Source organism: Nocardia sp. NPDC051911, from assembly GCF_040681035.1.
In the GTDB taxonomy this organism is placed as follows: Bacteria; Actinomycetota; Actinomycetes; order Mycobacteriales; family Mycobacteriaceae; genus Nocardia; species Nocardia sichangensis.
In genome coordinates this window covers 77,329-89,799 of record NZ_JBFAXY010000024.1, presented here as the reverse complement: position 1 = coordinate 89,799, position 12,471 = coordinate 77,329, and the positions used below count along the sequence as shown (strand labels likewise).

At 65.5% G+C, this 12,471-nt stretch carries 7 protein-coding genes and 1 tRNA gene; all 8 read right to left on the bottom strand.

Features of this window, described 5'->3' with window-relative positions:
• Positions 1-386: 386 nt before the first annotated feature.
• The 8 genes from AB0L97_RS26525 to gyrB all read right to left on the bottom strand — a co-directional run bounded on the left by AB0L97_RS26525 (position 387) and on the right by gyrB (position 12,325).
• Complete coding sequence (locus tag AB0L97_RS26525; protein ID WP_364434382.1) at positions 387-593, bottom strand: hypothetical protein; 207 nt, start codon at positions 591-593, stop codon at positions 387-389.
• A 1,176-nt stretch (positions 594-1,769) separates the two neighbouring features.
• Positions 1,770-2,693, bottom strand: coding sequence for an abortive infection family protein (locus tag AB0L97_RS26520; RefSeq protein ID WP_364434379.1), 924 nt, complete (start codon positions 2,691-2,693; stop codon positions 1,770-1,772).
• Between the two features lie 1,064 nt (positions 2,694-3,757).
• A complete protein-coding gene (locus tag AB0L97_RS26515) occupies positions 3,758-4,717 on the bottom strand; it encodes a hypothetical protein (protein ID WP_364434376.1) in 960 nt (319 codons plus the stop codon).
• A gap of 86 nt (positions 4,718-4,803) precedes the next feature.
• The gene (locus AB0L97_RS26510; RefSeq protein ID WP_364434373.1) at positions 4,804-6,048 is read right to left on the bottom strand and encodes a site-specific integrase; all 1,245 of its coding nucleotides are present in this window, start codon (positions 6,046-6,048) and stop codon (positions 4,804-4,806) included.
• 124 nt (positions 6,049-6,172) lie between these two features.
• A tRNA-Ile gene (locus AB0L97_RS26505) sits at positions 6,173-6,246 on the bottom strand.
• A 222-nt stretch (positions 6,247-6,468) separates the two neighbouring features.
• Positions 6,469-7,653: a DUF3566 domain-containing protein gene (locus AB0L97_RS26500; RefSeq protein ID WP_364434370.1), complete on the bottom strand. Its 1,185-nt coding sequence runs from the start codon at positions 7,651-7,653 to the stop codon at positions 6,469-6,471.
• A gap of 39 nt (positions 7,654-7,692) precedes the next feature.
• Positions 7,693-10,209, bottom strand: coding sequence for a DNA gyrase subunit A (gene gyrA / locus AB0L97_RS26495; RefSeq protein WP_355073421.1), 2,517 nt, complete (start codon positions 10,207-10,209; stop codon positions 7,693-7,695).
• A gap of 70 nt (positions 10,210-10,279) precedes the next feature.
• On the bottom strand, positions 10,280-12,325 hold the full coding sequence (gyrB, locus tag AB0L97_RS26490) for a DNA topoisomerase (ATP-hydrolyzing) subunit B (protein ID WP_356963234.1): 2,046 nt from the start codon (positions 12,323-12,325) through the stop codon (positions 10,280-10,282).
• Positions 12,326-12,471 lie beyond the last annotated feature (146 nt).

The window sequence follows — 12,471 nt, the reverse complement described above, 5'->3', positions numbered from 1 at the left end:
TCGCCCGCAGCCTGACCGCCGACGCGATGAAGGACCCCCGGGAAGGCCCGGTAAAAGCTAGCGGTAAAGCTAGCGGTAAAAGGTTGCCAATCGGCCGTTTTCGTCACAGAGTGACATATAGCTGAGAGGTATTACTCGCCGCGCGATAGCTCAAGGTTGAAGTGGCTCGACCAGTGGTTTTGTGAAGATCAACTGTGGTTGAGTCCAGATTTGGTGTGATCTGAGCTACTCGACACATCGTGACCCGGATCACAAAATGCACGGGCCGCTGGTAAAGTCGTCAACGTAACGGGTTAACTTTGCACGGCGCAATCAAACGCTGAGAGCCAAGAAGCCCGACGAGGCTGCAGACCTACGCCGGGCTCTTGGACACCGGGACACGTGGATCAGGGCAGGAAATCCAGTACCGCGTGCACCATCGCGGACGCCAGTTGAGTGACAGTGGTCATCCAGCTGGCGTCCGCTTCTCTTTCGAGAAGCCGCTCGACGTTCAGCATGAACGAGCCGATCTGAACTCCCTTAACGACCGCTTTCCTCAGGCGGACCCACCAAGGGGTTTTCGCCTTCGGAACATCCGATCCGTGGTCTTCCACTGTTCGGTTCCTTAGAGGTGTATGACCGCCCGCGAAGGGCGTATCCGACCGCCCTTGCGAGCGGCCCGGATCGGGGCCATCCCGATCCCGATCGGAGACCGGGAACGGCGTCATGCACCTGGAATCGGATAGCGTGAAGCTTGCCGAGTCGGACCCGTGAGAGTTTAGTGGAGTTCGCCGACGCATACCTACGCCGACCCTCCCGCGGTCGCGCGGTGCAGTATCCGAAACGGCTTGAGGACTAACCAGATCCCGTCACCCAACCGGTCCATCGCCCGGTCGCCGGTCGACGTTTACCCGGGATAGCGGCACTTCTCTATCCGGTGTGAAGCACACGGATTTGGTGTCGCTGCGCTTGATCGTCGGCTTGTCACCGCCGTGTTCGGATGCGCGGCGAACTTCTTGTACACCTGTTCGGATCTGTACCAGCCGGGGTTCGATCAGTCTGAATCAGGAAGTAGCCGAACACGACGAACAGCCCGGAAACGAGTCCAGGGCTGTCGCAGTGCGGCTCCTCACGGGTCGGTCAGATGTCCTCGATTCGGATGGTGGCGACGGTGAAGTACCGCACGTCTTGCGCCGCCAGTCGCTGGTGCGGGTGTACCCGGCGGCGGTGAGCGCCTGGTCGAGCGCGTCGAGGCTGGCCGCCGCACCAGGTCCGGTAGCAATGAATTCCCATCGGCAGCTGACGTGGCGGCCGTAGAGGCTGCCGTCGGCGCTGTGGAACAACTCGCAGGCGTAAAGATCGCGACCGCATCCGCGGCGTCGTCGAGGCGAGCGATGGCGTGCAAGTCGACGGCTTCGGTGTCGGTCATCGCGCCCCCCGGGGTACGCCGTCCCGCAGAAAGTGCAGTGGCTGGCGGCGGCCTGGCGCTGGGCGATCGCGTCGTCACGTGCCGCGACCGCGGTGAGGTTGCCCTCGGCGAGGTAGTCGGCCATGCTGCGCAGCTCGGCCGCGGCGTCGGCTTACTCCACCAGCGCTTCCCAGAGCGCCTCTCGGTTGACGTAGCCGGGCCACACGGTGAAATCGACCGCCTGTCCCGCAGCAATGGCGCGGCCGACTGGCTTCCCCGCCGCGGTGCAGAAGCTGACAGGGGGTGGATCGCCGCCGGCCCTCGCAGCGAACGCGCGATCTCCTGTTGGCCGGACAACGACCCACACCCCATCATTTCGGATTTACAAGATCGGCTCCGATGCGTTCTGGTCCTCCACGCGCTGGTCGTTGAGAGCGCCGCCAGCACCGGCCGGCGCGGTGCCACGCCAGGGGGCCTTCGAATCGGCGAGGGTGTCGAGCATGAACTGACACCACAGCCGTGCCCCGTTCACAGCCAGCCGCGCATGACGAGGTCCCAGGCCCGACGGAGCAGTGTCTCGTCCATGGCCGGTGCCATAGTCGTTTCGCAGCTCGGCGATTCCGCTAGTGATCGTGAGCGCTGCGCCGAGTACCTTCCGGATGGTCGAGGAGTCGTCCGGTCCGGGCTTTGCCTGGGAGGGATGGACCAGTAGCGCTTCTTCGGCCATACGGGCGAGCTTCGGAAGGTCGTGGCCGCTGTCGAAAGGCACGCCCCGCTCCCGGAGCACGAGTTTCGCAGTGCTCTCCACAAGTTCTTTCGCTGAACCGATCGCCAGCGCAGGGTCGTCTCGGGCAACGGCATGATCGATACGGTCCAGGTGCTCGAAGATCACCGTTGCGTCGCGGAGATCGCCCAAATCCTCCCGCCTCAGCACGATCGGCGGCCCGCCAGTGATCCGGCCTTGGTTGTCAAAGGTATAGCCGTCACGCGCGAAGAGCCTTCGGAGTCGCTCGATGTTCTCGGAGGGGTCCCAGTCAGGCGCCCAGGGATGGTGGAAGAGATGTCGTAGCGCCACTTCGAAAACGCGTAGCGCGCGGGAGACCTGTCCCGGGTCAGTCCAGTCGACCTGATCCAGGTACCCCTGAAAGCGGGTCACACGCTCACCGCCGACCGGCTCAGGATCTTGCTCCGGTGGAGCGAAGAGTTCGTCTTGCCACATCTCGTCGATTTCGCGCAGCACAGTGCCGCTCATCTGATCACGCACTGCCTCCCGAGTGCGTTTGTTCACCAACTCGGACCGGGTCATGACGCCACCTTTATGGCCACTGACAAGCCCGGCGTCAGAGACAACACCACCAGAGGATGGGTCTCCGGCCCTTTCGGATCGACGGGATACGGCTGGGTGTTGTCAGGCTCGACCGATAAGCTCATGCTGCCTGTACTTCCTTTCATCGGTTGACACAGTGGAGGTGTAGGTGTACTGCGGCCCCTGCCTATGCCCAGGCGGGGGCCGCGCTGGTGCCGAGGTCGATAGCGACACAGCGGTTCCGGGATGCGGAAGCCGCAATCGACGTTCGGTGGGTGGAAGCCTAGCCATGAGGGCCGACGCAAAAGAGCGCCGTGAAACAGCGATGTGAAACACACATATCTCCCCATCGCGGCGTCGAATTTCCTCTGTCGCTGGGCAACTGAGGGCGAACCTAGGCGACCCCACCGGCTAACACCAAACCGAGCTGTGCACGCAGCTGTGGATAACTTGGCTGCACGTGTTGATCAACTGTCGAGTTCCTGGGGATGGCCGCGGTATACGTCGTACCACAGCTACCGAGCCCAGCGCTTGACCAGCGGATTCCGCTGAGCGACTACGGACACCGTCGCGCTGCGTGACCATGTGCGCGTCGAGCTCGCGATCGAGTTGGGCGAGAGCGTGACCGGCAGGTGCAACCGGGGCCTCACCGCGAATCCGTCGGACCGCCGTGCGCCAACGCGCATTGAGAGCATCGGCGACAGCGGAACCGGCTTAGCAGCGGGCACGTCAAAGAATGCATGACACTTCACCTGCGTCCTGCGCCGAACCCTGAACCGCCGCTCAACGGCGGACCTACGTCTGCGGAATCGGCCCGAATCTGGTCCGAGTTTCTTCGTCAACGCCGCGATGCCGCACGATCCGCAGGGCAAGGAGACGAGTCCTCCAGGTGTTCTCCCGACTGCAATGATGGATCTAGCGCACTGGGTCTCTCGCCGCGTTGTCCTGATGGAGGATGAGCAGGAGCGTGACGGGTGCGCCCTGGGTTCGGGCCAGGAGTTTTATCCTCCTGGCCCGAACCCAGGGCGGTGCCGGGTCCACCTGCGAACGGTGAGACCTATGAGTCAGCGATCGTCATCGTCCTCGCCAGCTGCGCCCGCGCGCAGAACGGGCGGTTGTTCCCCGTGGCTGTTTCCGCGTAGCACCTCGGTCAGCTGCTGACGGTGCTCGCGGGCCGCGCGGTCGGCCATTGCGTGGGCTGCGGTGATCGCGCGAGAGTAGTCGGCATCCCGGCGTTCGAGCTGCTGGCGGTGTTCGGTTCTCTCGTGGTCGAGTTGGTCACTTAGCCGCTGGTTCTCCGCAGCGGTCGACTCGACTTGCTGACGAGCCGCATCGCGTTCTGCCTCGGCTCGCGCGTGTGCGACGCGAGCGTTGTCGACGTGGCCGCGCATCTCGGCGAGTACCGTTTCGGCTTCCTCATACACCCGGTCCCGGTCCGCCTCGGCCTCGGCGATCCGCGCCGCTGCCTCCGACTCCACCTGCGCGAGGCGGGCGGTGGCCTGCTCGGCATTCTCGGTCGCTTCCTCGGCAGCGGCGATGGCGAGCTGTTCGAGCTCGACGGCTCGATCGAGGCGCTCGCGCATCGTCGCTGCCGCTTGCTCGGCGTCGGCGCGGGCTTGTTCGGCGGCGGTGATGCGGCGGGTGGCCTCGCGCTGGATCTCGGCGATCTCCCGGTCGACCACGCCCGGGTCGGTCAGTTCGGTGATCAGCTCGGCGGTGTCGGTGGCGACCGCAGCGAGGTCTCCTCGAAGGTGCTCGTAGCGGTCCAGAAGCGCGGCGAGAGTGAGCATGCCGTCGGTGACCGGCCGCAGCGACGGCCGCGTGGGTGCAGCGCTGGCATCGCGGTCGGCTTCTTTCATCCGGCGGCGCAGTGCCTTCTGCGCGTTGTGCTCGGGGTTGTCGCAGTATTGGCGCGGTGCTCCGGGCTGTCCGGGTGCGCGTGGCGGGACGGGGGCTGTGCAGTGGGGGAAGTGGCAGCGGGCCGGTTCGGTGCCGGTCGCCGCGAGGTCAACGGCTGTCAGCATGGGATTCCATTCCATTCCGTTGCATTCCGTTCCATTCCATCTCTGGAATGGAACGGAATGCGGATCAGGGGGCTGGATGCGGTCGGTCAGGCGACGAGGGTGAGCATGCGCGCGCGGACTTGGGGAAGTCGCGCGGCGATGACCTGGGCCGCGGAGGCGCTCGCGGTGCGGTCGTTGTGGCCGTAGCGGCGGTCGGTGATGGTGACCGATTCGTGTCCGGCGTCACGGGAGACCACGAAGATCGGTACGCCGTCCTGCAACTTCCACGAGATGCCGGTGTGCCGCAGCGTGTACGGAGTCAGGCGCTTGCGCTGCAGTGTTGTGATCGCCTTGCCGTAGTGGGCGATCAACTGCTCGGGGCTCGCGCCGCGCCACAACGCCTTCTTGCTGAACGGCTCGAAATCACCTTCCGCGAGGGCCTTCAGTCGGCGCAACGCGGGCTGCCAGCCGCGATTGTGGAAGTAGCCCGCCGTGATCGGCGTGTCGTTGACGGTGTGGAACAGCAGCTCGTCGCCGGGACGATCGAGGTCCAGTCGCTCGAGTGTCGCCAGCGGCACGTGAATCGTGCGCACGCCGCGTTTCGTCTTGGGCTTGCCGAGGGTGAGGCGGCTGCCGCTGTCCTTCCACGCCTTGCTGATGCGCACCGCACCGGTGTCGGGCTCGATGTCGTCGACGAGCAGGGCGAAGATCTCGCTGGGCCGGGCCATGGATACCAGGCCGAACTCCGCCAGCGCGCGCCAGCGCTGTCCGAGCAATTGTTCGAACAGTTCCCACTCGTCGTTGTCGAAGATGTCGAGTTCGGGCGCGTCGTGGCGGGGCAGCCGCATGCCCGCGCAGGGGTTGTAGGTGATCAGCGGTTCGGGTCGTTCCAGCGTGGCCGCCCGCATCCCGCCCGAGAGGAAGCCGTGCTTGTTGTGGATGGTCTTGGGTGAGTTGCCCTTGTCCTGTTCCAGGTATCCGATCCACGCGGCGTCGAGATCCTGGGTGACGGCGTCGACGGTGGTGTCGCCGAAGAACGGCGCGATGTCGTTGCGGATGTAGGCGTGGTACTTGCGCCGGACAGGTTCGGAGACGCCGCGCAGCCGGTCGGTGTAGCGGGTCAGCCAGTCGGTCAAGCGGACACCGCTGCCATCGCGGCGCTGGACTTCCAGCACTTTCAGCGCCTCGTGGACGCCGATGCGATCGACGAGTCCGGCCCAGCGTTCCGCGGGCGCGAAGTCGTCGAATGTTTCCGAGGAGCGGCGACGGACGCCATCCTCGTCCTCGTACTCGAACTGGACCTGCCAGGCGATCGAACCGTCGGAGCGGCGCCGGGGGCGCGGAGTGAACATGTGAAGGTGTCTCCTGGGTCGGAAACGCCTCGAGATGCGGGTCAAAAGCCCTGCTGTGACACCATTGTGACATAACGCAGGTGCTCAGAGCCGCGAATGTGGTCCTGACCTGCAGGTTCGTGGGTGGGCCTAGGAGGACTTGAACCTCCGACCTCTTCGTTATCAGCGAAGCGCTCTAACCGCCTGAGCTATAGGCCCGTAGTTTGTGTTGTTTGCATGAACAACGACGTGTAGAGACTACACAACACCTATCCACTGAACCAAAACGGCTGGTAGAAGCCTTAGCGAGGCGCACTTGCGGCGGCAGCGACAGCCGCTGTCCAGCGCCGCCGGTATGACAGTCCGTCAGGCGACAGAATCCACGAAAACGGCCGGCACTCTGCCCGTTGGGCGAGTACCGGCCGTCTGGACGTTCCGGGACTAGTCGGGGTCGGCCAGGGTGACCTGGATGCCGCCGACGAGGTCGCAGCACTGGTTGTAGATGAAGGTGCCGACGGTGCCGAGCGCGGTGAACAGCACGACGTTGATCAAGCCGATCACGCCCGCGTACCCGAACACGGTGCCCGCGTCGATCAGTCCCACCGAACCGCTGTCCTGGGACACCATGTCGGTGAACGTGTTGTTCAGCCGCTCCCACACGCCCATGCCCTCGAGCACGATGTACAGCAGGCCGACCGCCAGCATCCACACGAAGAACATCGCCACACTGATGACCAGCGAGATCTTCAGCGTCGACCAAGGGTCGATGCGACGGATCTGCACGGTGGCCCGCAGCGGCTCGCCGGAGGCGACCGCCGCGACCGCGACCGGAACCGCGGGCGAAACCGGCCCGGACTGCTGGCCCGCGGCTTCGGTCTGCGGCAGCGGATGCCGGATCTCGGACAGATCCGGCATGTCCTTGATCAGTTCCGGCCGCGCGATGCTGCGGGTGGGGCCGTCGATGCCGACGGACTTCACCATCGCCGCTTCCTTGCGCGCCGCCTTGGCGGCCAAGTCGGCGGTGGTACGCGCGTTGGACGTGCTACCGCCGAGGCCGCCGCCCGCACCGCCCGAGGTCGGGCGGCCGGTGACCGGGGCCTGCCCCGGGCGGTACAGGTTGGACTGCGGCTCCCGCTGCGGCAGCTGCGCCCACCCATCCTGATACGGCGACTGCTGTCCGCCATTGGCGGCGCCCACCGGCTGCTTGTCCTCGCTCTCGGGCGCGGACTGCGGGGCCTGATTGGGGATCCGAGTCGTCTTCTGGTCGAAGCGATCCTGGCCGTCGCCTCCGGGCGCCTGGTCGGGCGCGCCCTGCTGCTGCGCGACCTGCGGATCGCGGATCTCGCGCGGCTGGTTGCCGCCGGGCTGGTTGCCCGGCTGGCCACCCGGATGACCGCCGGACTGCGGCCCGTTCGACTGGCCCTGCGGACCACCCGGCTGCGGCCCACCGGGATGGCCGCCACCAGGGTGACCGCCCGGCTGGCCGCCGCTCTGCTGGCCTTGACCGTTCTCGGCCGAGGCGACCGGCCGTGGGATCGGCCGCGGCGGAATCGGTGACGGTGCGATCCGCTCGGTCACACCGTTCGTCTGGTGCCGCTCGTCATTCGGCTGATTCGGAGTGGTCAATGGGAATCCTTAGATCCGTTCGTTGCCGCCGCTGTTGGGTTACTTCTCGGAGGAGCCGGTGTCGCCGCCACCGGAGACCTGATCGGGATCGGGCTCATCGGCATTGCGCGCGATCGCAAGCAAGGTATCGCCCTCGGCGAGGTTCATCAATCGCACGCCCTTGGTCTGTCGTCCAGCCTTACGAACCTGCTTAGCCGCCGTCCGGATGACGCCGCCCCCGGAGGTGATCGCGTACAACTCATCTTCGTCGTCGACGATGAGCGCCCCGACCAGGGTGCCACGTTTCGCGTCGAACTGGATGGTCAATACACCTTTACCACCGCGGCCCTGCGCGGTGTACTCCTCGATCGCGGTCCGCTTCGCGTAACCGCCGGACGTGGCGACCAGCAGATATGTGCCGGCGCGGACCACGTTGAGCGACAACAACTCATCGCTGTCGTTGAACCGCATGCCCTGCACGCCGGAGGTGGCGCGCCCCATCGGACGCAACGCCTCGTCGGTGGCCGAGAACCGGATCGACTGGCCGAGCGCGGAGACCAGGAGCAGATCGTCGTCGGCCGAGCAGAGCACGGCGCCGACCAATTCGTCCTCGTCGCGCAGATTCACCGCGACGATGCCGCCGCTGCGGTTGGAGTCGAAGTCGGTCAGTTTCGACTTCTTCACCAGGCCGTTCTTGGTGGCGAGCACCAGGTACGGCGCGTCATCGTAGGACTTGATCTGGATGATCTGGGCGATCTTCTCGTCCGGCTGGAAGGCCAGCAGGTTGGCCACGTGCTGGCCGCGCGCGGTGCGGTTGGCCTCGGGCAGTTCATAGGCCTTGGCGCGGTAGACCCGGCCCTTGTTCGTGAAGAACAGCAGCCAGTCATGCGTCGAGGTGATGAAGAAGTGCTTGACGATGTCGTCCTGCTTGAGGCCCGCGCCCTGCACGCCCTTGCCGCCGCGCTTCTGGCTGCGGTAGAGATCGGTCTTGGTGCGCTTGGCATAGCCGGTCTCGGTGATCGTGACGACCACGTCTTCGCGAGCGATCAGATCCTCGTCGGCCACGTCACCGTCCGCCGAGACGATCTGGGTGCGCCGATCGTCGCCGTACTTCTCCACGATCTCGGCCAGCTCGTCGCGCACGATCGCGCGCTGCCGCTCCGGCTTGTCGAGAATGTCCTTGTAATCGGCGATCTCGGCTTCGATCTTGGCCAGATCGTCGACGATCTTCTGCCGCTCCAGCGCCGAGAGCCGCCGCAGCTGCATGTCCAGGATCGCGGTCGCCTGGATTTCGTCGATGTCGAGCAGCTGCATCAGGCCGGTGCGCGCGGTGTCGGTGTTGGCCGAGCGGCGGATCAGCGCGATGACCTCGTCGAGCGCATCGAGCGCCTTGACCAGGCCGCGCAGGATGTGCGCCCGCTCCTCCGCCTTGCGCAGCAAGTACCTGGTGCGCCGGACGATGACGTCCAACTGGTGGTTGACGTAGAACCGGATCATCTGGTCCAGGCGCAGCGTGCGCGGCACGCCATCGACGATGGACAGCATGTTGGCGCCGAAGCTGGTCTGCAGCTGGGTGTGCTTGTACAGGTTGTTCAGCACGACCTTGGCGACGGCGTCACGCTTGACCGTCACCACGATGCGCAGGCCGACGCGGTCGGAGGACTCGTCGTGGATGTCGGCGATCCCGGCGATCCTGCCGTCCTTGACCTGCTCGGCGATCGCGTTGATGAAGTTGTCGGTGTTGACCTGATAGGGCAGCTCGGTGATGACGATCGTGGTGCGGCCGCGATTGTCCTCCTCGATCTCCACGACACCGCGCATCTTGATCGAACCGCGGCCGGTGGTGTACGCGTCGTGGATGCCTTGGGTGCCTACGATCAGGCCCGCGGTCGGGAAGTCCGGGCCCTTGATCCGCTCCATGCACGCGGCGAGGGTGGCCTCCTCGTCGGCGGCGTGGTTGTCCAGCGCCCAGTAGATGGCGGCGGCGAGCTCGGTCAGGTTGTGCGGCGGGATGTTGGTCGCCATGCCGACCGCGATGCCGTTGCTGCCGTTCATCAGCATGTTCGGCACGCGGCTCGGCAGGACCACCGGTTCCTGCGTCTTGCCGTCGTAGTTGGGGACGAAATCGACCGTCTCGTGGTCGATCTCGCGCAACATCTCCATCGCCAGCGGCGTGAGGCGGCACTCGGTGTAACGCATGGCCGCCGCGCCGTCGTTACCGCGACTGCCGAAATTGCCCTGGCCGTCCACCAGCGGGTAGCGCATCGCCCACGGCTGCGCCATACGCACCAAGGTGTCGTAGATCGCCGAGTCGCCGTGCGGGTGGTAGTTACCCATCGTGTCCGACACCGGGCGCGCGGACTTCACGTATCCGCGATCAGGCCGGTACCCGTTGTCGTACATGGCGTAGAGAATGCGGCGATGTACCGGCTTGAGGCCGTCGCGCACCTCGGGTAGCGCGCGGCCGACGATCACGCTCATCGCGTAATCGATGTAGCTGTTCTGCATCTCCAGCTGGATATCGACCGGTTCGACGCGGTCGCCCGCACCGTCCGGCGGCAGGGTGATGTCGGTCATGAAGTCTCCTTAACGGGCTGACGTGCGAAAACTGCCGGGCGCCACCGCCATCGACGGCGCCTCGGGCAGGTCACACGTCGAGGAAGCGGACGTCCTTGGCGTTACGGGTGATGAAGCTGCGGCGGGCCTCCACGTCCTCGCCCATCAGCACGCTGAACAACTCGTCGGCCGCGGCCGCGTCGTCCAACGTCACTTGACGAAGCACCCGGACACTGGGATCCATGGTGGTCTCCCAGAGTTCCTTCGGATTCATCTCGCCCAGACCCTTGTAGCGCTGGATGCCGTCGTCCTTGTTGATCTTCTTGCCCGCGGCGAGACCGCGTTCCAGCAGGCCGTCGCGTTCCCGGTCGGAGTAGGCGAACTCCGGCTCGCTGCGCTGCCACTTCAGCTTGTACAACGGCGGCTGCGCCAGGTAGACGTGCCCGTGCTCGACCAGCGGGCGCATGAAGCGGAAGAGCAGGGTCAGCAGCAGCGTGGAGATGTGCTGGCCGTCGACGTCGGCGTCGGCCATCAGCACGATCTTGTGATACCGCAGCTTGCTGATGTCGAACTCGTCGTGGATGCCGGTGCCGAACGCGGTGATGATCGACTGGACCTCGTTGTTCTTGAGGACCTTGTCGATGCGCGCCTTCTCGACGTTGATGATCTTGCCGCGCAGCGGCAGGATCGCCTGGTACATCGAGTCGCGGCCGGACTTGGCCGAGCCGCCCGCGGAGTCGCCCTCCACGATGTAGATCTCGGACTTGCTCGGGTCCTTCGACCGGCAGTCGGCCAGCTTGCCGGGCAGTCCGCCCAGGTCGGTGGCGGACTTGCGGCGCACCAGCTCGCGGGCCTTGCGGGCGGCGACGCGGGCCTGCGCCGAGGACACCGCCTTGTTGACGATGGTCTTCGCGTCGGCCGGGTTGGCCTCGAACCAGTGGGTGAGGTGCTCGTTGCAGGTGCGCTGCACGAACGACTTCACCTCGGTGTTGCCCAGCTTGGTCTTGGTCTGGCCCTCGAACTGCGGCTCGCCGACCTTGACGCTCACGATGGCGGCCAGGCCCTCCCGGATGTCGTCACCGGTGAGGTTGCCGTCCTTCTCCTTGATGAGCTTTTTGTCCTTGGCGTACTTGTTGACCACAGTGGTCAGCGCCGCGCGGAAGCCCTCTTCGTGCGTACCGCCCTCATGGGTGTTGATGGTGTTGGCGAAGGTGTGCACCGACTCCGAGTAACCGGAGTTCCACTGCATCGCGACCTCGAGTTCGTGGCCGGTGCCCTTACCGGTGAACGCGACGACCGAGTTGTGGATCGGCTGCTTGGTCCGGTTGATGTGACGGACGAAGTCCTCCAGACCGCCCGGGTAGTGGTAGGTCCGGGACTTCACCTTGTGCTCGGCGGGCGCTGCGCCCTCTTCGGCGTGCTTGGGAGCCTCGGCGGTTTCGCTGACCACCTCGTCGGTGATCTCGGTGTCGCTGACCCGCTGGTCGGTGAGGACGATGGTGAGACCCTTGTTCAGGAACGCCATCTCCTGCAACCGGCGCGCGACGGTCTCGAAGTTGAAGGTGGTGGTCTCGAAGATGTCCGGATCCGGCCAGAACCGGATGGTGGTACCGGTCCGCTTCGTCGGCTCGCCCTGGATGAGCTTGCCGGGCTTCGCGTCCTTGTATTCCTGGGTCCAGTGATAGCCACCGGTGTCGATCTCGGCCTCCAGCCGCGTCGACAGCGCGTTGACCACGGAGATGCCGACGCCGTGCAGACCACCGGACACCGCGTAGGACTCGGAGTCGAACTTGCCGCCCGCGTGCAGCTGGGTCATGACGACCTCGATGGTCGGGATACCCTGCGCGTGCATCTCCACCGGGATGCCGCGGCCGTCGTCGATCACTTCGACGCCGCCGTCGGCCAGCAGAGTGACCTCGACCTTCGTCGCGTATCCGGCCATCGCCTCGTCGACGGAGTTGTCGACGACCTCCCAGATCAGGTGGTGCAGACCGCGCTCACCGGTGGAGCCGATGTACATGCCCGGACGCTTGCGAACCGCCTCGAGTCCCTCGAGAACCGTGATGGAGGAGGCACCGTAGTCCTGCTTCCCGGTCGCTCTGGTCGAACCCGATGCGTTGGAGTCTTTGGCAGCCACTGGTCGGTAGCTCTCCTTACTTGCTGATCCCGGCATAGAGCGATCGGACAGCACACGTGGGGCCCTGGTGATGCCTGCTGGAGAATTAGGGTCCACGCGCGGACTGTGCGGAACGCGCCGAAGGTATCGCCGCTAGTTACGTCACC